The organism is Thermodesulfovibrio sp. Kuro-1 (genome assembly GCF_006538445.1).
Classification (GTDB): Bacteria; Nitrospirota; Thermodesulfovibrionia; order Thermodesulfovibrionales; family Thermodesulfovibrionaceae; genus Thermodesulfovibrio; species Thermodesulfovibrio yellowstonii.
Genome location: NZ_BJKS01000003.1, coordinates 321,625 through 342,519, shown reverse-complemented (window position 1 = coordinate 342,519; position 20,895 = coordinate 321,625). Strand labels below are relative to the sequence as shown.

At 33.2% G+C, this 20,895-nt stretch carries 19 protein-coding genes; 16 read left to right on the top strand and 3 right to left on the bottom strand.

All coding sequences use genetic code 11. From position 1 onward, the window contains the following. The 3 genes from FLY87_RS05785 (at position 1) to FLY87_RS05775 (ending at position 2,556) form a co-directional block, all read left to right on the top strand. A complete protein-coding gene (locus FLY87_RS05785; RefSeq protein ID WP_012544974.1) occupies positions 1 to 369 on the top strand; it encodes a response regulator in 369 nt (122 codons plus the stop codon). After that, entirely contained in the window at positions 366 to 1,436 is a 1,071-nt protein-coding gene (locus tag FLY87_RS05780; RefSeq protein WP_141266553.1) for a response regulator, read from the top strand. Before FLY87_RS05785 ends, FLY87_RS05780 begins: the two co-directional genes overlap by 4 nt. Positions 1,437 to 1,743: 307 nt before the next feature. Next, positions 1,744 to 2,556, top strand: a complete 813-nt coding sequence (locus tag FLY87_RS05775; protein WP_141266551.1) for a C-GCAxxG-C-C family (seleno)protein — start codon at positions 1,744 to 1,746, stop codon at positions 2,554 to 2,556. 100 nt (positions 2,557 to 2,656) lie between these two features. Here FLY87_RS05775 and FLY87_RS05770 read toward each other — a convergent pair whose 3' ends face one another. From FLY87_RS05770 to bioF, 3 genes are all read right to left on the bottom strand, one after another. Further along, positions 2,657 to 3,868 carry an MFS transporter gene (locus tag FLY87_RS05770; protein WP_141266549.1) on the bottom strand — a complete coding sequence of 404 codons (1,212 nt, stop codon included), beginning with the start codon at positions 3,866 to 3,868 and terminating at the stop codon, positions 2,657 to 2,659. Continuing rightward, the gene (locus tag FLY87_RS05765; RefSeq protein ID WP_181405995.1) at positions 3,861 to 5,282 is read right to left on the bottom strand and encodes a glycoside hydrolase family 3 protein; all 1,422 of its coding nucleotides are present in this window, start codon (positions 5,280 to 5,282) and stop codon (positions 3,861 to 3,863) included. The genes FLY87_RS05770 and FLY87_RS05765 overlap by 8 nt, the downstream gene beginning before the upstream one ends. Before the next feature lie 145 nt (positions 5,283 to 5,427). Next, on the bottom strand, positions 5,428 to 6,594 hold the full coding sequence (bioF, locus tag FLY87_RS05760) for an 8-amino-7-oxononanoate synthase (RefSeq protein WP_141266545.1): 1,167 nt from the start codon (positions 6,592 to 6,594) through the stop codon (positions 5,428 to 5,430). Positions 6,595 to 6,664: 70 nt separating this feature from the next. Between bioF and mraZ the strand changes: the two genes are divergently transcribed. From mraZ to murB, 13 genes are read left to right on the top strand one after another with little or no spacing between them, the layout of a single operon-like run. Further along, entirely contained in the window at positions 6,665 to 7,120 is a 456-nt protein-coding gene (gene mraZ / locus FLY87_RS05755; protein ID WP_141266543.1) for a division/cell wall cluster transcriptional repressor MraZ, read from the top strand. After that, positions 7,110 to 7,988: a 16S rRNA (cytosine(1402)-N(4))-methyltransferase RsmH gene (gene rsmH / locus FLY87_RS05750; protein WP_141266541.1), complete on the top strand. Its 879-nt coding sequence runs from the start codon at positions 7,110 to 7,112 to the stop codon at positions 7,986 to 7,988. Before mraZ ends, rsmH begins: the two co-directional genes overlap by 11 nt. Beyond that, entirely contained in the window at positions 7,985 to 8,278 is a 294-nt protein-coding gene (locus FLY87_RS05745) for a hypothetical protein (RefSeq protein ID WP_141266539.1), read from the top strand. The genes rsmH and FLY87_RS05745 overlap by 4 nt, the downstream gene beginning before the upstream one ends. 1 nt (position 8,279) lies before the next feature. Next, positions 8,280 to 10,010, top strand: coding sequence for a penicillin-binding protein 2 (locus tag FLY87_RS05740; protein WP_141266537.1), 1,731 nt, complete (start codon positions 8,280 to 8,282; stop codon positions 10,008 to 10,010). Beyond that, positions 10,007 to 11,485 (top strand): UDP-N-acetylmuramoyl-L-alanyl-D-glutamate--2,6-diaminopimelate ligase, encoded by a 1,479-nt coding sequence (locus FLY87_RS05735; protein WP_141266535.1) that lies wholly within the window; start codon positions 10,007 to 10,009, stop codon positions 11,483 to 11,485. Before FLY87_RS05740 ends, FLY87_RS05735 begins: the two co-directional genes overlap by 4 nt. 6 nt (positions 11,486 to 11,491) lie before the next feature. After that, complete coding sequence (gene murF / locus FLY87_RS05730) at positions 11,492 to 12,826, top strand: UDP-N-acetylmuramoyl-tripeptide--D-alanyl-D-alanine ligase (protein WP_012545266.1); 1,335 nt, start codon at positions 11,492 to 11,494, stop codon at positions 12,824 to 12,826. Between the two features lie 2 nt (positions 12,827 to 12,828). Further along, positions 12,829 to 13,914, top strand: a complete 1,086-nt coding sequence (gene mraY, locus FLY87_RS05725) for a phospho-N-acetylmuramoyl-pentapeptide-transferase (protein WP_028842415.1) — start codon at positions 12,829 to 12,831, stop codon at positions 13,912 to 13,914. A 4-nt stretch (positions 13,915 to 13,918) separates the two neighbouring features. Continuing rightward, the gene (locus FLY87_RS05720) at positions 13,919 to 14,947 is read left to right on the top strand and encodes a D-alanyl-D-alanine carboxypeptidase family protein (RefSeq protein ID WP_012546749.1); all 1,029 of its coding nucleotides are present in this window, start codon (positions 13,919 to 13,921) and stop codon (positions 14,945 to 14,947) included. Continuing rightward, a complete protein-coding gene (murD, locus tag FLY87_RS05715) occupies positions 14,919 to 16,367 on the top strand; it encodes a UDP-N-acetylmuramoyl-L-alanine--D-glutamate ligase (RefSeq protein WP_038059087.1) in 1,449 nt (482 codons plus the stop codon). The genes FLY87_RS05720 and murD overlap by 29 nt, the downstream gene beginning before the upstream one ends. After that, entirely contained in the window at positions 16,364 to 17,542 is a 1,179-nt protein-coding gene (gene ftsW / locus FLY87_RS05710; protein WP_038059089.1) for a putative lipid II flippase FtsW, read from the top strand. The genes murD and ftsW overlap by 4 nt, the downstream gene beginning before the upstream one ends. After that, the gene (murG, locus tag FLY87_RS05705) at positions 17,539 to 18,639 is read left to right on the top strand and encodes an undecaprenyldiphospho-muramoylpentapeptide beta-N-acetylglucosaminyltransferase (protein WP_038059091.1); all 1,101 of its coding nucleotides are present in this window, start codon (positions 17,539 to 17,541) and stop codon (positions 18,637 to 18,639) included. The genes ftsW and murG overlap by 4 nt, the downstream gene beginning before the upstream one ends. Continuing rightward, positions 18,640 to 20,010 carry a UDP-N-acetylmuramate--L-alanine ligase gene (gene murC / locus FLY87_RS05700; protein WP_012546590.1) on the top strand — a complete coding sequence of 457 codons (1,371 nt, stop codon included), beginning with the start codon at positions 18,640 to 18,642 and terminating at the stop codon, positions 20,008 to 20,010. Next, complete coding sequence (gene murB / locus FLY87_RS05695) at positions 20,007 to 20,894, top strand: UDP-N-acetylmuramate dehydrogenase (protein WP_141266533.1); 888 nt, start codon at positions 20,007 to 20,009, stop codon at positions 20,892 to 20,894. The genes murC and murB overlap by 4 nt, the downstream gene beginning before the upstream one ends. The last annotated feature ends 1 nt before the right edge of the window (position 20,895 follow it).

Genomic DNA, 20,895 nt, shown 5'->3' with positions numbered 1-20,895 from the left:
GTGAAAACAATCCTTGTTGTTGATGATAATGAAGATTCAAGAGAGCTTGTGAAAAAGATATTAAAAAAACACGGATATGAAGTAATAGAAGCAGTTGATGGAGAAGATGCTATAGCAAAGGCTTTAGCATATAGACCAGACTTAATTCTTATGGACATTTCAATCCCAAAGATTGATGGCTATGAAGCTACACGAAGATTAAAAGAGAGACCTGATTTCAAAGATACTCCTATAATAGCTTTTACTGCCCATGCTATGAGAGGAGATCAGGAAAAAGCTCTTCAGGCTGGATGCAATGGTTATATATCAAAACCAATTAATGTCAGAGAGTTCCCAGAACAGATAAAGATTTATTTAAAGGAAAAATGAATAACTCAAATCAGACAATTTTAATTGTTGATGATAACATAGATACAGTGGAACTTTTGAGAAAAAGACTGAAAGCTGAAGGCTACAATACAGAAGAAGCCTATGATGGTGAAGAAGCTTTAAAGAAAGTATATGAACTTTACCCAGACCTAATAATTCTTGATGTAATGATGCCTAAAATGGACGGCTATGAAGTTTGTCAAAGACTCAAAACAGATGATAGAACAAAATTTATTCCTATAATTATGCTTACAGCTAAATCTGATGTGGAAAGTAAAGTTAAAGGACTTGACATTGGCGCTGATGATTATGTCCCGAAACCTTTTGATTATAGAGAACTTTCAGCAAGAGTTCGTTCTCTGATTACAAGAAAAGAAACAGCAGAGAAAGTAATAGAAGAAGAGAAAACTGAGTCAGTAAGAAAACTTATTGACAGTCTTTCTCATGAAATAAGAAATCCCATTGTGAGTATCGCAGGATTTACAAAAAAAGTATATGACAATTTACCACCTGGTGATCCAAATAAACCATATCTAATGACCATACTTCAGGAGGCAGAAAGACTTGAGAGACTTTTAAAAGAAATTTTAAATCTTAAAATGATTGCCATAGGTTTTTTGGAAAATGTTAATCCTAAAATTGCCATAGAAGAGATTTTAGAAGAACTTGAAAAGGAGATAGAAGAAAAAGCAATAGAGGTGGAAACAGACTTTAAAGATGTGCCATCTTTTTATATAGATAAGGAACATTTTAAAATTGTTCTTCGCAATATTATTAAGAATGCAATAGAAGCAATGGAAAAATCCGAAAAACGTCTGTTAAAAATTTCTCTTGAACAAGTGAAAAATGAGATAGAGATAAGAATTTCTGATACAGGTAAAGGAATTCCAAAAGAACTGATTAAGAAAATATTTGATCCATTTTTTACCTCAAAGGTATACGGACCAGGGCTTGGGTTATCTGTAGCTCTTACAATTGTTCAGTATTATAAAGGTTTTATTTCAGTTGAAAGTGAACCCGGAAAAGGTAGCACATTTATAATAAGAATTCCTGTGAAAGGAAGATAAAATAAGACAAATAATCAGATTTTTCATATGAATTTTTAGTTGTTACGATTGGGTAACATATTTTTCAAAAATGTGAATGCCAAGTAACATTTTAAAATTCCTGATATAAAATTAAGTTGTTTTTCGTCTCCGATGTATTTTTTGAGCCTCTTTAAAAACTTCCTGCCATTCCTTGGCTGCATAAACAGTTGAGTGATCTCCTCTTTTTATAAATACTCAATTTCTCTGGCATAAACTTTGCTTTTTATTGATTTTAATTCTTAATAAGACAAGGTTTAAAAAAATTTTTTAAAGGAGGAAGAGATTTATGAAAAGAAGAGATGCATTAAAAATTTTTGGAGGAATCTTAGGTGGAGGTTTACTTTTGACGAGTAGTAGCTGGATAGCTGATAACTTAAATGCTTCTCAGCCCAATAAGCTTCCTCAACTTCCATGGACTTACAAATCTATTGATCCTAAAAAAGCTGCTGAAAGAGCTTACTTTGGTTTTTACAAAGGTAGGTGCTGTTACGGAGCATTTGATGCCATTATAGGAACTCTTCAAGATGAAGTTGGATTTCCTTTTACTGGAATTCCAACAGAACTTTTTGTTTTTGGTAGAAGCGGAATCGCTGAAACTGGTTCTACTTGTGGAACTCTAATAGGAGTTGCTGGTGCTATTTTTCTTCTTACAGGTGGGATAGACAAAGAAAAGCAGGATAGAGCCTATAAAATTATACAGGATGTGTTTCGTTTCTATGAACAAGAAGCACTCCCTAAGTATATTCCTGAAAAACCAAAATTAAACATGCAGATGAAAGCTACTGTTGCCAATTCACCAATTTGTCATATCTCTGTTTCAAAATGGTGTGCAGTAACTAAATTTAAAGCTGCTTCAAAGGAACGAGATGAGAGATGTGCAAGAATTACCGCTGATTGTGTTCTTTATGCTCTTAAGTTATTAGAAGCTGAATATAAGGGAAGTTTTAAAGGAGCTTATCCTATTAAGGCAAAAACTAAAACATGTATGGACTGTCATGATAAAAAGGATGCTCTCAATAATACCAAAGGGAATATGGAATGTGGAACTTGTCATTTTGATGGGAAAATTAATAAAACTACAAAACATCCACCATTTTAATTCAGAGGGGGACTATTCCCCCTCTTTTATTCTCAGATTTTTCAAAAACTTTGAATTTTTAAAAATTTAAGCAACACACTTACTTGAATAGCTTCAGATGTTACTTTTCAGAAACATCAAATATGATTTTCTTTAAACTAATGATTAAAAAAAGCCCTGGAATTGCTACAAGGAAAGTGAGAAAATAAAAAGCTGCCCAGCCAATGCTTTCAACAATAAAACCTGCTGTTGGACTTATAATTACTCTTCCAAGAGATGCTAATGATGAAAGCAGCGCATACTGAGTTGCAGCAAAACTACGGTTGCATAATCCCATTAAAAGAGCTAAAAATGCTGTGGTTCCCATTCCACCTGTTAGATTTTCAATGACTACGGTGGATACAAACAATGAAAAGTTTTTTCCTTCTATTGCTAAAACCATAAACATAATATTTGATACTGCCTGAAGTATGCCAAATGAAATTAATGCTTTATAAAGGCTTATTTTTCTGAGTAAAAATCCTCCTAATATTGAACCCGCAATTGCTGAAATAAGCCCGCCAATTTTATTAACTGTACCCACCTCAGTAAGGGAAAATCCTATGCCTCTAATAAAAAAGGCTGTACTGAGAGAGCTTGCATAGGCGTCGCCAATTTTATATAAAACAATAAATAATAGCAGAATAATGCTTTTTTCTCTTTTAAGTAAATCTCTAAAGGGTTCAATAAATGACTCTTTAAATGTAGTCGGTTTTTTTATTCCCTTTGGTTCATCTGCCCAGAAAGTGGTAATTATTCCTAAAACTAAAAGTGAAGTTATTATTGTTAAAGCAATTTGCCATCCAAGATAGTCTGCAAGCAAAAGACAAAGACCGCCTGCAACAATCAATGCAATTCTGTATGCAGTTACTGAAAATGCTGCTCCGATTCCTCTGTCTTCTGGTCTGAGTATTTCTGTTCTATAAGCATCAATTGAGATGTCCTGAGATGCTGAAAAAAAAGCAATCATTGCTGCTAATATACTGAAAATTAAAAGATGCTCAGGAGTAAATGTTATCATTAAAAAGGTGCCAAATAGAATTAAAATTTGACAAATGATAATCCAACCACGTCTTCTTCCAAGTCCTACAATATTGAATCTGTCAAATATAGCAGACCAGAGAAATTTAAAACTGTATGGAAAGGTAAGAACTGTGAAAATGCCTATTGTTTTTATATCAATTCCTTCAGTTGTAAGCCATGCCTGTAGTGTCCCACCTATAAGTGGAAAAGGCAATCCAGAAGCAAAACCAAGAACTGTTACAACTGCTATATCCTTTGTTCTTTTAGTCATCAAACCATTCTATTTTGATAGGGAGTCTGCCCGTATTTTTGAACCCTTCATTGAATGCATCCAGAAAAGCAAGCACAGCCTGTTCATGGGAATCATAAAGTGAAATTATAGCCTTTGCTTTCTTAAAAGGTTTTAAAACATAGGGATTACCGAAAGATACAACAATTGCATCTGTATTTGATATGATTTCTTTCATTATCATGTTTTGTTGCGATTTTAATACATATTCCTTTCCAGCAGCCTTAATATTTGTGAATGCTGCAATTAAAGGTATTGCATTTGATTTTCTATAATCCTGTAAATCATAGGCAGAACCAAAATAGTTCTGAAATACTTTTTTTATTTCCTCAGTATAGACTCCTGTAAGATAAGGGACGATTTTCTTGGAATTCAAATCATTTATTTCATTTTTTATAACAGTAACTGTTTTTTTAAATGCTTTATGGATTAAGGAAATATCTTCATTATTAATAATTGTTTTTTTTCTTTTGAACTTCTTTAACCTCTTAATTCTTCTGTAGGCTTCTTTTATTCTTCTGTCACTAATTAACCCCTGCATATAAGCTTTTTTTATCTCTTCTAAAGCAGTATAAGGTTGTTCTGGATGTAGAATTATATCTGCTCCTGCTATAAGAGCTAAAGCATGAGAATTTTCATAATCTATTAAAGCTCTCATATTCATCGCATCTGTAAGAACTGCTCCATTAAAACACATGTCCTGTTTTAGTAATTTATTGATTACGTTTTCCGAAAGAGACGCAGGTTCCATATCATTAGAAACTATATGACCGACCATAATTGAAGAAACCTTAGCTTTAATTGCTTCCTTAAATGGTTTTAGATGTATTTCAATTTCATATATAAGATAAGGAAGTTCCAGATGAGAGTCTATTTGTGTTCCACCATGACCTGGAAAATGTTTCCCGCATGTTGATAATCCGTAAGATTCAAAGAGTTTTATAACAAATTTGCCATATTCTGAAACAATTTCAGGATTATCTGAAAAAGCTCTTGTGCATATTATCGGATTTCGGGGTTCTGTATTGACATCAAGAACAGGAATAAGTGCAAGATTTATTCCCACATCCAATGCTTCTTTTATTACAATTGAATACAGAGATTCAAGTTCTTGTCTGTTTTTCTTCAAATCAAATCCTGCGGCAATTCCCATCTGTGAGGGGATTAAACTTCCGCCTTTTATCTGCTGTCCAACACCTCTTTCAATGTCTGAAGCAATTATTAATGGTTCTGATGCTATGCTTTGAAGATAGTCAATGAAATTCTTTATTTCATCATAGTCTCCACCAAAAACTATGAAACCTGCAATTCCTTCTCTGACAAGTTTTTCAATATAGTGTCTGTATAGGGAATCATGAATTTTTTCACCATCAAGCCTTGCTATGATTAAATTCATTAAATTTTCCATACAACTGCATATTATGAATTAAAGAGATTCAAAGATTCAACTTTTATGAGATTGTTCAAAGAATGCCTAATGATGGGTCTGACTTTGTAGGAGCATTTTGAGAGACAAAGTCTTAAAGAAATTCCCTTATAGTTCAAAAAATTGAATTCAATAAGGTTAATGCTACAGATAGTTTTTCAATATCATTATCAGAATGCCCTGCAGTTATTGTTATTCTGATTCTTGGAGTTTTTACAGTAGGAGGTCTGATAACAGGTGCATAAATACCTGAATCATATAGAATCCTTGAAGCCTTTATTGCTTGTTCAATGTTTTCAAAAAGAATGGGAATAATCGGAGTTTGTGTTTTTGTTGTTTTAAGTTCAAGATTTTTTATTATCTCCATAACTTTTTCAATATTCTCCCAGAGCCTTTTAATCAATTCTTTGTCTTCCATAATAATTTTTAAAGAAGCATAAGCAGAAGCAACAGTGCTTGGAGGTAAAGAGGTTGAAAAAATAAAACCTCTTGCAGAGTTTATAAACCAGTCAATAATGGATGAATCGCCGCAGACAAATGCTCCAAAAACTCCGATTGCTTTAGAAAGTGTTCCCATCTGAATTACAAAAGCCTCTGTCTGTAGCCCCAGATGTTTCAATATGCCGTAACCATTACCCAATACTCCAGTTCCATGAGCATCATCAATATAAAGTAAAGCCCCTTCAGCTTTGCATAATTCATAAAGTTCTCTGATTGGCGCTATGTCTCCATCCATACTGAAAACTGTGTCTGTTATGATTACTTTTTTGCCTTTGCAAGATATATTTCTAATTAATTTTTTTAAATCCTCAATATCGGCATGTTTGTAGATAATTTTTTCTGCTCTGCTTAGTCGGCAACCGTCTATTATGCTTGCATGATTAAGTTCATCGCTGAAAATAATATCATTATCTCCTGCTAATACAGGAATTAAAGAAGTATTAGCTGTATAGCCAGAATTAAGAACAAGGCAGCTTTCTGTGTTTTTAAATTCGGATAAAAGTTCTTCAAGTTTTCTATGTAAAATAGTGCCTCCACTTAAAAGTCTTGAAGCTCCTCCCCCAGCACCAAATATTTTGATTGCATCTATACCAGCTTCTTTGACCAGTGGATGTTGACTTAGCCCCAGATAGTCATTTGATGCAAAATTTATGTATTTTTTACCTTGAATTGTAATTTCCATTCCGTGCCTTGATTCCATATCTTTTACTGAACGGTAAAGATTTTGTTCTTTAAGTTTTTCAAGCTTTTTTTCAAAAATTTCAAAAAATTTTTCAGACATTCAAAATACCCCTTGACAAAATTTTCGTATTCGTATAATATTGGTGGTAAATAGTGGTAGAAAGTGGAATATGATATCTTTCATAGGAAAATATTACCATAATCTTGATCAAAAGGGAAGAGTTATAATGCCAGCCTCCCTGAGGGAGGTTCTGACAAATAAATATTCTTCGGGCAAACTCTATCTTACCAATGCTCCCTTTGATAAGGCATTGCATCTTTATCCTCTTGAGGAATGGTTGAAACTTGAAGAAAAAATAAGACAACTACCTAAATCTGATGAATCTGTAATGTATTTTTTAAGGAGAGTTATTGCTTCTGCAATACCATGTGAACTTGATAAACAAGGAAGGATATTGATTCCTTATGAACATAGACAAGATGCTGGTATTAACTCTGCAGTTGTTATTGTTGGTCAGATTGAAAGAATTGAAATATGGGATAAGGCTACTTGGGATAGCATTACTGATCCCACAAAAGTAGATATAAAGAGGATACAAGATGCTCTTGCTAAGTATGGATTATAAAAAAATACACATTCCTGTAATGGTTAAGGAAGTTATTCAACTTCTGAATCCTTACGGAGGTATATATGTTGATGCCACCTTAGGCTGTGGTGGGCATTCTTTAGCGATACTTAAAAGGCTTAGCCCAGATGGCAGATTAATCGGCATTGACAGGGATGAGTCTGCTATTTTTTATGCTAATAGAATTCTGGATGATTCAAGGGTGATTTTAAGAAAAGCAAGTTTTTCTCATCTTAAAGAAGTTTTGTCAGAGTTAAATATTGAAAAAATTGACGGAGTAATTTTCGATCTTGGTGTTTCAATGCTTCAACTTAAGGATTTTGAAAGAGGATTTAGTTTTCATTCTGAGGAAAGACTTGATATGAGAATGGATCAGACAGAACCATTGACAGCATGGGATGTTGTAAACAAATATCCTGAGCAAAAGTTAACTCAAATTTTTAGAGATTATGGTGATGAGCCTTTTGCAAGGAGAATATCAAGAGAAATTATAAGACAGAGAGGCAAAAAAACTATTGATACATGTAAAGAGCTTGCAGATTTAGTAAAAAAAACTGTTCCAAGACATGGAAGACTTCATCCAGCCACTCAGATTTTTCAAGCAATAAGAATTGAAGTAAACAGGGAATTTGAAGAACTTAGACAAGGATTGTTGCAGGCAGTTGAATTATTAAACTCTGGTGGAAGAATTTGTGTAATCTCTTATCATTCAGGTGAAGATAGAGTTGTAAAAAATTTTTTCAGAGAGGAAGAACAAAAAGGAAATCTGCGTATTCTTACTAAAAAACCTCTTTTACCATCTCTTGAAGAAGTTGCCAAAAATCCATCAGCAAGAAGCGCAAGGTTAAGAGGGGGTGAAAAAATATGAAGCAGATTATTTTAATAGTTTTCAGTTTATTTGCAATTTTTGCAATTTTATGGGTCAGGTCAAATGTAATTTCTGTAGAGTACAGATTAAGTAGTCTTGAAGAGAAAAAAAAGGAGATGCTTAATGAAAGAAGGCTTTTACTTGCTGAAAAGGCATCTTTAACTTCATTCGTAAGAATTAATAATGCTGATGGACATTTTCTCGTATTTCCTGATAGAAGAAAAATTGTTTATATATCTGGAAACCCTGAGAATTTAGTAAAAGCAGTAAGTTTCAATAAAAAGAATTAAAATGCAAAAGAGAGTTATTTTACTGAAAATAATGCTCTTAGTCTGCTTTGCTTCTATTATTTTTCGTCTTGGTTTAATTATGTTTGTTGAACACCAGGTTTATTTCTCAAGAGCAAAAATTCAACAAATAAAAAAGGAAGAAATCATTCCAAAAAGAGGGAATATATACGATAGAATGGGACGGGAATTAGCGGTTTCTTTAGAAAAAGAATCTTTATTCATTGACCCTTCATCTTTAAAGTCAGATGAAACAATAAATATTTTAAAAAGTTATATAAAAGTTAATGCTGAACAGATAAAAAGTCAATCAGAAAAAAATATAAGATTTCTATGGCTGGAAAGAAAAGTTGATCATGCTGTGGCAGAGAAAATTAAAGCTTTAAAGATTGAAGGAGTTGGTTCTGTTCCTGAAGGAGCAAGATTTTATCCTAATGGATTTTTAGCTTCTCATGTTATCGGTTTTGTCAATATTGATGAACAAGGCATGGAAGGATTAGAAAGGCAGTATGACAAATATCTCAAAGCAGAAAAATCCTCAAAAGTCGTTTCAGTAGATGCCAGAGGAAAGAAACTTTCTGATGGAAGCTTGAAAGATATAAAAGGAAATGACATTTTTGTAACTATTGATGAAGGATTGCAATACATTGTTGAAAAATATCTTGAAGAAGCAGTAAAAAAATGGCAAGCTTCTTCAGGAATTGCTATAATGATGGATCCGTTCACAGGAGAAATTCTTGCCTTAGCAAATAGACCAACATATGATCCGAATAATTTAAAATTCATAAAAAATATTGGTATAATAAGAAATCGGGCCTTAACAGATTTATATGAACCAGGTTCAACTTTTAAGATAGTTACAGCAACTGCAGCATTAGAAGAAGGTATTGTAAAGCCATACACTAAGTTTGATTGCTCTCAGGGATATATAGAAGTATGGGGTAAAAAAATAAAAGATGCCCACAGACATGGAGTTCTTACTTTTGAAGAAGTTATTCAAAAATCTTCAAATGTTGGTACAATAAAAATTGCGATGATGCTTGGTAAGGAAAAGCTTTATCAATATATAAAGAAATTCGGTTTTGGTGAAAAGACAGGGATAGACCTTCCCGGAGAAATGGCAGGTTATATAAGACCTACTCAGAAATGGTCAGGCACATCAATAGGAGCTATTCCAATTGGGCAGGAAGTGGCAGTTACAGCCATTCAGGTTTTGAGAGCTTACTCCGTTATTGCAAATGGTGGTTATCTTGTAAAGCCATTTGTAGTTTCTGAAATTCGTTCGTCAGAAGGAAATATTCTGTATAAGGCTGTTATACAGAGAGAAAAAATAGTATCTGAAAAAACAGCAAAGATAATGAGAGATATATTGAAAAAAGTTACAGAAGAAGGCGGAACAGCAACTCAAGCAAAGCTTGATGGTAATAATGTTGCAGGGAAAACAGGAACAGCTCAGAAGTATGACCCTAAAACAGGTAGATATTCAAAAGATAGATTTGTAAGCTCTTTTGTCGGATTTATTCCAGCAGATAATCCCCGTATAGCAATGATAGTTGTTATTCATGACCCTAAGGGAGCTCATTATGGAGGAGTTGTTGCTGCACCAGTATTTAAAGCAATTTCTGATGAAGCTATGGCTTATCTTAATATTCCAAGAGATGATGCTAAAGAAAAAGGACTTGTTGTTACATTTGAAAATGAAACCAATAGAAAGGTTGTGGTAGCAAAAGAATGATTTTAAAAGAACTTTTAAGGAGCGATTTTAATGTTAATGGAGATATAAACAAAAATATAGAGTATATAACCTATAATTCAAAGGATGTAAAAGAAGCAAGTCTTTTTTTTGCAGTCTCAGGACAGAAATCAGATGGGCATTTTTTTATTGAGGAAGCAATAAAAAAGGGAGCAAGAGCTGTTGTTTATGAGATAGGACACTTTATACCTTCCGAGTATACAGATGTTACATGGATAGGTGTTAATGCTTCAAGGGATGCCCTCGCCTGGATTAGTTCAAAATTTTATGGAAATCCATCTGAAAGACTTAAAATTATTGGAATAACAGGCACAAATGGAAAAACAACGACATCTTATCTTATAAGAGAAATACTCAAAAGATATGACAAAAAAACAGGAGTTATTGGAACAATAAAATATTTGATTGACAATGAGGAAAAAGTTGCTGTTCACACAACTCCAGAAGCTCCTGAGTTTCAAGAGCTTCTCCATGAAATGCTGGTCAAAGGCGTAGAATATGTCATTACAGAGGTTTCTTCTCATGCTCTTGCTTTAAAGAGAGTTGATTACACAAACTTTGATATTGCAGTATTTACCAATCTTTCAAGAGACCATCTTGATTTTCATAAAAATATGGAAGATTACTTTAATGCTAAAAAAAGGCTATTTACTGAGTTACTTAAAAACGAAGGAGTTGCAGTTATCAATTTTGATGATATCTATGGAAGAAGGCTGGCAGAACAGTTGAACACTAAAAAAATTACTTACTCAATAGAAAATCCTCAGGCAGATATTTATGTTAAAAACTACAGACTAAACTTTAAAGAGACAGAGATTAATCTTCATATTAAGAAGGAAAAGGAGTTAGTTGTAAAAACTCATCTTTTAGGTATTCCTAATATTTATAATGTTATTTCCGCAGTATCAGTTGCTGTAGCTTTGAATATTCCCTTTGATATTATTGAATCTGCGATTTCAGATACTCATTCTCCAGATGGAAGATTTGAGAGAGTTGATGAAGGACAGGATTTTCTTGTTTTTGTTGATTATGCTCATTCACCAGATGCTCTTGAAAGATTGCTTATAAGTGTAAGAAAACTTAAAGAAGAGATATCAAAAAACGGAAAGATAGTAACAGTTTTCGGTTGTGGTGGAAATCGGGATAGAGGAAAAAGACCCCAGATGGGTAAAATTGCTACTGAATTAAGTGATTATGTAATTCTTACCTCAGACAATCCGAGATGGGAAGAACCAAGAGAAATAATCAAAGAAATTGAAGAAGGTATTTTAAAAGACAACTACATTGTTGTTCCTGACAGAACCATGAGTTTATATATAGGAACAAAGATATGTAAAAAGGGAGACATTCTAATTGTTGCTGGCAAAGGACATGAAGATTATCAGGAAATAAAAGGGAAAAGATATCCTTTCAGCGATAGAGAAATTCTTGTAAAAGCCTTAAGAGAGTTGAGGTAATTCATTATGTTTACCCTTGACGATTTATTGATAGCTACAGGAGGAAAATTAGTTTCAAAAGGAAATGAGATATTTAAAGAAGCATCAATTGATACAAGAACAATTGGCAAGAATGATCTTTTTTTTGCATTGAAAGGTTCAAAAAAAGATGGACATGAATTTGTAGATGAAGCTTTGATTAAGGCTTCTGGTGCAGTAGTTTCAAAAAATGAAGGCATGGATTTTAAAAATAAAACAGTAGTTATAGTGGATGACACTCTTAAGTCTTTACAAAATTTAGCAGGATATTTAAGAAAAAAATTTAAGGGAAAGATTATCGCAGTTGTAGGAAGCAATGGTAAGACAACAACAAAGGAATTGATTGCCAGTTTTTTATCAAAAAAATACAAAATTCTTAAAACTGAGGGAAATTTTAATAATAACATCGGAGTTCCGCTCTGCATCAGCAGGATTGAAAACAATACTGAAATTATGGTTCTTGAGCTTGGAACAAATAGACCTGGTGATATAAAAGAGCTTTGCGATATAGTATATCCAGATTATGCATTGATTACAAATATTGGATATGAACATATTGAAGGCTTTGGTTCAATTCAAGGAGTAAGAGAGGGAGAATTAGAAATACTTCCTTATGTTAAAACAGTTTTTGCCAATGGAGATGATAAATTCCTAATGGATGGGCTTAAAAGATACAGCGGACAAATTTTGACATTCGGAATGAGCAAAGAATGTGATTTTAGAGCTGAAAACATTAATTTTTATAATGATCATGTTGAATTTGATTTTTATAGTGATATTGCAGCCTTTGCAGTTAAAACTCCTTTAGTGGGGATTTATAATATTTACAATCTTACAGGAGCGATTGCTGTTGCTACTTTTTTAGGTATATCTAAATGTTCTATACAACAGATTACAGAAAGTTTCACTTCTGTGAAGATGCGCGGAGAAATAATCAAAATTAATGGAGTTGAAATATTTTTTGATGCTTACAATGCCAATCCTTCTTCAATGAAAGTCGCGTTGCAGGAGCTTACAAGAAGGAAAAAAGGTAGACGGACAGTTGCTGTTTTAGGAGATATGCTGGAACTTGGAGAATTTACAGATTTAGCTCATGAAGAAGTTGGTAAATGGGTAAATGAGATGGGGATAGATATTTTTATTGGAGTGGGAAAGTTTATAAAAAATGCATTAAGATATGTTAATGGATATGTTTTTAACGATCCTATACAGGCGGCAGAGTTTTTAAAAAAAGAACTCAAGGGTTCTGAAATTGTTTTAATCAAAGGTTCAAGGGCTATGAAGCTGGAGAAGATTCTTGAGATTTTGAAAGAAGGGAGATAGTAATGCTTTATGAGATTCTTTACAGTTTAAGTGACTATATTTCTGGATTAAATGTTTTCAAATATATTACTTTCAGAACAATGCTTGCTATCCTTACATCTTTCTTTTTTACATTTATCATTGCTCCACCATGCATAAGATGGCTTAAAAAATTAAGTCTTACACAGCATATAAGAGATGATGGTCCTAAAACACATCTTAAAAAAGAAGGCACACCTACAATGGGCGGTATAATAATAACTGCTTCAGTCTTAGTTGCCGTGCTTATGTGGGGAAATTTAAAGAATCACTATATGTGGATTATGATAATTAGTTTCTTAGGTTTTGGCTTAATAGGATTTATAGATGATTATCTAAAAATTACAAGAAAAAATTACAAAGGATTACCAGGTAGATATAAATTGTTTGCTCAGTTCTTACTTGCTTCTTCTGTAACTCTTTTTCTTTATTTCAACCCAAAGGACCCTTATACAACTGTTTTAAGTATTCCATTTTTCAAACAGTGGCTTATTGATTTAGGAATATTTTATCTGCCTTTTGCTATTTTTGTGATTGTAGGTAGTTCAAATGCTGTAAATCTTACAGATGGAATGGATGGACTTGCAGCAGGTCTTGTAGGTATTGCATCTATTGTAAATGCTGTTCTTCTCTATATATCAGGGCATGCTGTATTTGCTAAATATCTTTATGTTCTTTATATCCCTGGAACAGGAGAATTAGCTGTTTTTTGCGGTGCAATGCTTGGTGCATGTCTTGGCTTTTTATGGTATAATTCCTATCCTGCTGAGGTTTTTATGGGAGATGTTGGTTCTTTAAGTCTTGGTGGAGCACTCGGTAGTCTTGCGGTTATTACAAAGCATGAAATAGTTTTAGCTCTTGTTGGAGGCATATTTGTTGTAGAGGCTCTTTCTGTTATCCTTCAAGTAGGATATTTCAAATTAACAAATGGAAAAAGAATTTTTAGAATGGCACCGCTTCACCATCATTTTGAATTAAAAAAATGGCCCGAACCTAAGGTTATTGTTAGATTTTGGATAATAGGAATTATACTTGCCCTTTTGAGTCTTTTAACATTAAAACTGAGGTGATATTATGACAGGATATTTTAACAGTTTCACTCGTTTTACATGTAAAGGAATGCGTTTTATGTGTTTTATTTTGTTTATTTATGTCTTAGTTTACTCTCCTGAAGCTTTAGCTCAGGAAACTAAAAAACAAGTTGATATTGATGCTCCAAGTGCTGTTGCAGTTGATGCTCAGACAGGGAAGGTTTTATACGGCAAGAATCCGCATATAAAACTTCCTCCAGCAAGCACAACAAAACTTGTAACAGTGATGGTTGCTCTTGAGAAACTTGATCCTGAACATAAAGTAACCATATCAAGAAAAGCAGCAAGAACTCCGAGTGTTTCACCAAAGTTGGTGGAAGGAGAAGTTTATAAAGTCCGTGACCTTGTTTATCTTGCATTAATGCGATCTGTAAATTCCGCAGCAGTTGCTCTTGCAGAAGCTACTGCAGGAAGGGAGGAGAATTTTGTAAAGCTTATGAACGATAAAGTGCAGAAAATTGGAGCAAAAGATACAAGATTTATAAATGCATCAGGTTTACCTGGAGCAGGTCAATATACAACAGTCTACGATTTAACAAAAATAATGTCTCATGCTCTTGCTTATCCATTAATAAAAGAGGCTGTGCATACTCGTGTTTATTTAATCAGGTCTGAAAATGGAAAAGAGCATTTTATTCAGAATACAAATCAGCTTTTATGGGCAGAAGATAATATGATAGGAGGCAAAACAGGATATACAAGGCGAGCAAGACATTGTTTTGTAAGTGCCTATAAAGTTAATGGAAGACTTGTTTATACAGCAATCTTAGGAGATACAAATAGAGAGCAACTTTGGAAAGATACTCAACAATTAGTAGAAAAGGCAGAATATGTTCTTACAGGCAAAGATGAACCTGTTGTTAAGCTTTCAGAAGAAAAATCAGTAATGCCTGTTTCCTATAAGAAAAATCAGAAATTGAATAAAAAAGTTAAAACAGATAAAAAGAAAGTAAAGAAAATCTCAAAAACAAAGAGGGCAGCGAATGCAAAAAATAATAAAAGAACTATTTGAACTGGAGAATAAAACAGTAGCAGTTGTTGGTCTTGGTAAAAGTGGTATAGCAGCATCTAAGTTACTTTGCAGTCTTGGCGCAAAATTGATAATAAATGATAAAAAAAGCAAAGAGGAAATTTTAAAGGATTTAATAACAGTAAACGGGAAAATAGAACGAATCATAGGAGAGGGGCATCCACCAGAAGCCCTTGAAAATGCTGATATTGTTGTTGTAAGTCCAGGAGTTCCATTAAGCACACCTTCAATTGTTTCAGCAGTTTATAAAGGCATACCAGTTATTGGTGAGATAGAACTTAGTTGGCAGATTCTGAGTTTAATAAAAGAGAATGTAAAAATAATAGGTATTACAGGTGCAAATGGAAAGTCTACTACTTCAACGCTTACATATGAATTTTTAAAAAGAGATGGTAAAAAGGTTCAACTTGCAGGAAATATTGGATATCCTATGGCAGAAGTTGTTTTAAAACTTTTAAATAAAGAAATTGATATGGAATATCTTGTGCTGGAACTTTCCAGCTTTCAACTTGAAGGAATCAAAACTTTTAAACCTGATTTTGCAGCAATTCTGAATATTACTCCAGACCATATGGATAGATATTCAGACATGAAAGAATATATTGAGGCAAAGGCAAAAATTTTTCAGAATCAAAACGGAGATGATTATTTAATTCTTAACATGGATGATGAAAATACTATATCAGCTATTGAATATTTAAGAAATGTATATTTAAAAAAAGGTAAACTTCCTCATGTTTTTTATTTTAGCAGGGTTCAAAATGTCTATGGCGCCTATTTAAAGAATGATTCTATTTATTTTAATGCCAGAGAAGAAGTCTCTGATGACATAAAGAAAGAGATGGAAAACACGGTTCTTTCTGTTTCCACATTTAAAATAAAGGGTATTCATAATGTTGAAAATATAATGGCAGCATCTTTACTTGCTTTATGTTCTGGATGCAAGGGGCAAAGTATAAAAGACGTTGTTCAGCAATTTCCAGGTCTTCCACATAGAATGGAGCCTGTCAGAGAAATAGATGGAGTAATCTATATAAATGACTCAAAGGGCACTAATGTTGACGCAGTTAAGAAATCTCTTGAAAGTTTTCCCGGTAATGTGATATTGATTGCTGGTGGAAGAGATAAAGATGGAGATTTTTCTGCTTTGAAAAGTATTGTAAAAGAAAAAGTAAAGGCTTTACTACTTATCGGTGAGGCAAAGCATAAGATAGCAGATGCTCTTGGAGATTTGGTTCCATGCTATTTAGAAAGTGATATGAAGTCTGCTGTGATTAAAGCAAAGGAAATTGCTCGTGCTGGTGATGTTGTGCTTCTTTCTCCTGGATGCGCAAGTTTTGATATGTTCAAAAACTTTGAACATAGAGGAGAAGTATTTAAAGATATTGTGAACTCTTTATGAAAAAAGGTTCTATTGATAAAACTCTTATAATAGCTGTAACTATTCTTGTAATAATTGGATTAATTGCAGTTTATAGTTCTACTTCTGTTTTAGCTTCTGTTAAGGCAAAATATGCTGATAAAGGTGGAATGATTTACTTACAGAAGCAACTATTTACATTGATTATAGGCTTTTTTTTCATAGTTGTATTTATATTTTTACCTGTTACAAAATTAAAAAAACTTGTTTTTCCTCTGCTTATTATTTCTTTTATAATGCTTATTGCTGTTTTTAGTCCATTAGGAGTAAGTGCAGGAGGTGCAAGAAGATGGCTCAGACTGTGGCCCAGTGTTTTTCAACCTTCTGAACTTGTAAAGCTTGCAATGGTTTTTTTCCTTGCATGGTATATGAGCAGAGAAAGTTATAATAAAGAAAGTATCAAGGATTTTGTAATTCCGATAAGTTTAATGGGAGTATTTCAGATAATTTTTCTTAAACAACCAGATTTTGGTGCAGTTATGACACTTGGAATAATCACCTTTGTGATGCTTTTTATCGGAGGTGTAAGTTTAAGATTTTTGGGACTTACTATTTTGCTTGCAATTCCTGTTTTATTTTATCTTGCAAAAGAACCTTATAGATGGAAAAGAATAACTTCATTTCTTGACCCTTGGTCAGATCCTCAGGGAAGCGGTTTTCAGCTTGTTCAGTCACTTATTGCACTTGGAAGCGGAGGACTTACAGGACAAGGTCTTGGCGAAGGAAAGCAGAAACTTGCTTTTTTACCTGAGATACACACAGATTTTATATTTGCTCACATTGGTGAAGAAATGGGATTTATTGGTGTCTGCGTAGTTGTTATTCTTTTCTTTTTCATATGTATGAGAGGACTAAATATTGCAGCAAAGCAGATTGACCCTTTTTGTTATTTTCTTGCTTCGGGAATTACAATTATGATTTCAATTCAGGCATTAATAAACTTTGCAGTTGTAACAGGTCTGGCTCCGACAAAAGGACTTCCCTTGCCTTTTATTAGCTACGGTGGTTCTTCCCTTGTTGTCAATCTTATAGCAGTAGGAGTTTTGCTTAATCTTTCAAGATTTGATTATAAGACAGATTTTACAGAATTAACATTACAGAAAAAAAATAAATTAAGAACATATAGATATTACTACAAAGGAAGAAAATTTTCATGAGAGTTATTATTGCAGGTGGAGGAACAGGGGGACATCTTTTCCCTGGCATTGCTCTTGCAGAGAGTTTGATAGGTAAATATCCAGAGGCTCAAATTATCTTTGTGGGAACTCCAAAAGGACTGGAGGCAAAGGTAATACCTAAAACAGGCTATGAGTTAAATTTTATTTCAATTCAGGGATTTGTTGGAAAGTCTTTTAGTGAAAAGGCAAAATCGCTGAAGAGTCTTTTAAAATCCATGTTTGAATCAAAAAATATTATAAATTCATTTGCTCCAGATATTGTTTTCGGAGTTGGAGGATATGCATCGTTTCCAGTTGTTTTAGCAGCTTTTTTGAAAAAAATTCCTACGATTATTCTTGAACAAAATACTGTTCCAGGGCTTGCGAATAAATTACTTGGCAAAATTGCTTCTGCTGTTGCGATAACATATCCAGAGACAATAGAGTATTTCTCAAGGGAGAAGACATATTTAACAGGAACTCCAATTAGAAGGAAAATTTTAGAAGGAAATAAGGAAAAGGCAAAAAAACTTTTTGATATTGAAGAAGGAAGAATTACAATACTGATTTTGGGAGGTAGTCTTGGAGCAAGAAAAATAAACAAGGCTATGACAGAAGGACTCTCATATTTGCTTCCTTTAAAAAACAGGATACAGATAATTCATCAAACAGGTGAGGCTGACTATAACTGGGTTTCCAATGAGTATAAAAACTTATCATTTAGAGCAACTGTATTGCCATTTATATATGATATGGTAGAAGCTTACTCAGTAGCAGATTTAGTTATTTCAAGGGCGGGTGCATCCACTGTTGCAGAGCTCACAGCTATTGGTAAGGCATCAATTCTTATTCCATATCCATATGCTGCATATAATCATCAGGAAATGAATGCAAGAAGACTTCTTAGCAGAGGTGCATGTGAACTTATTCTTGACAGGGAATTAAATGGGGAGGTTCTTGCAAAAAAGATTAATAAAATTTTAAATAAACCAGAAATTATGAAAGAGATGGAAATGGCATCACTTGCTTTTGGAAAACCTTATGCAGGAGAGAAAATTATAGAAATTGCAGAAAGTTTGCTCAGGAGGAAAAGATAAATGTATCAATACAAAAGAATTCATTTTGTTGGAATTGGCGGAATTGGAATGAGCGGTATAGCGGAAGTTCTTCATAACATGGGTTATACAGTTTCAGGCTCTGATATAAAAGAGTCTGACACTGTAAGAAGATTAAAAAAACTTGGGATAAAAGTATTCATAGGACATAGCAGTGATAATATTGATAACACAGAAGTGGTGGTTTTTTCTTCTGCGGTAAAGCCTGATAATCCTGAAATTATTAAAGCAAGATCACTTGGAATTCCGGTCATTCCAAGAGCTGAGATGCTTGCTGAACTTTGTAGACTTAAATATTCCATTTTAGTTGCAGGTGCACATGGTAAGACAACAACCACTTCATTTATTGCCACTATTTTAAGTGATGCTGGATTTGATCCTACAATTGTTATTGGAGGGAAACTTAAATCTATAGGAACAAATGCAAAATTAGGTCAGGGTGAATTTCTTGTGGCAGAGGCTGATGAAAGTGATGGAAGTTTTCTTAAACTTTCACCTGCTGTTTCTGTTATTACAAACATTGACAGAGAACATCTTGATTATTTCAAAAATCTTAAAAGAATTAAAAAAGCTTTTCTTGAGTTTGCAAATAAAGTTCCTTTTTATGGTGTTTCAGTTCTTTGCAGAGAGTGCAGACATATAAGAGATTTAATTCCTCATCTAACAAGAAGATATGTAACCTATGGTTTTGATGAGGCATCTGATTTTTGCGCGAAAAATATTGAATATTCATCCTCAAAAGTCTTATTTGACGCTTTTTTTAGAAATAAGTTTCTTGGAAGATTTGCAATTACTGTTCCGGGAAATCACAATGTATTAAATGCTCTTGCAACTATAGCTGTGGCAAAGGAGCTTTCCATACCTATTGAAAAAGTAAGAGAATCCCTTGAGAATTTTACAGGCATTAGCAGAAGATTTGAGTTTAAAGGTGAGAAAAATGGTGTAAAATTTTATGATGACTATGGACATCATCCAACAGAGATAAAGGCTGTAATAAAAACTGCTTTATGGCTAAAACCACAAAGGCTCTGCGTAATTTTTCAGCCTCACAGATATACAAGAACAAGAGATTTGATGGAACAGTTTATTCAGGTTTTTAAGACAACATTAAGAAAAAATGATGTTTTATTTCTCATGGATATATATGCCGCAAGTGAACCTCCTATTGAAGGAGTAAGTGCAGAGATTTTATATGAAAAATTGAAAAATGTAGGAGTTAATGTGATATTCAATCCTGACAAAGAAGATATAAAAATTGATATTTTAAGAGAATTAAAAGAAGGAGACCTTGTTTTTACGATTGGAGCAGGAGATGTATACAAAGTTGGGGAAAGCATTAAAGAGAAGTTATGAAAAATATTGAAATTTTCTTAAAAGAAAATAGGATACCTTATAAAAAATATGAGTCTTTGGCTAAATATACAACTCTTAGAATTGGAGGATATGCAGACTTTGTTGTATTTCCAGATGAAGACTCTGTTTTAAAATTGCTTGAAATTATAAGAAATGAAGGAACAGCATACTATGTTATAGGAGGAGGCAGTAATTTAGTTGTGCATGATGAAGGATTTAAGGGAGTGATAATCAATACAAAGCAAATGAAGAGAATAAATCTTGAAGGATTTACCATAAGGACTTCAGCTGGCGTAATGTTGCCAAGACTTCTTGCTTTTGTTTTAAAAAGAAAGCTTTCAGGAATAGAAGGTCTTATTGGTATACCAGGAACAGTTGGAGGTGCAATAAAAGGCAATGCAGGCTCTTTTGGATATGAAATTAGTGATTGCCTTGCAGAAGTTGAAATTATAACCGATAAACTGGAAACTAAAATTCTAAAAAAACAAGATATTACTTTTCAATATCGTAGCTCAAATTTGGTTGAAACATGGCTTATAAAATCTGCAACCTTTAGTTTAAAGGAAGATGATGGAGAGGCTTTTAACAGGATGAAACAGTTTCTCCAAAGAAAAAAACAGACTCAACCTTTAAGAGAGTATTCTGCAGGATGCGTATTTAAAAATCCAGAAGGACAATCAGCAGGTTATTTAATAGAAAAAGCAGGACTAAAAGGATTCAGAGTTGGAGATATACTTATAAGTCATCTCCATGCTAACTATTTCATTAATGTTGGTAAAGGTAAGGCAAATGATTTTTTAAAGTTAATGGATATTGTTAAGGAAAAGGTATTCAAGCTTTTTTCAATAGAATTGGTGCCTGAGATAAAAATTTTGGAGGCTTAAT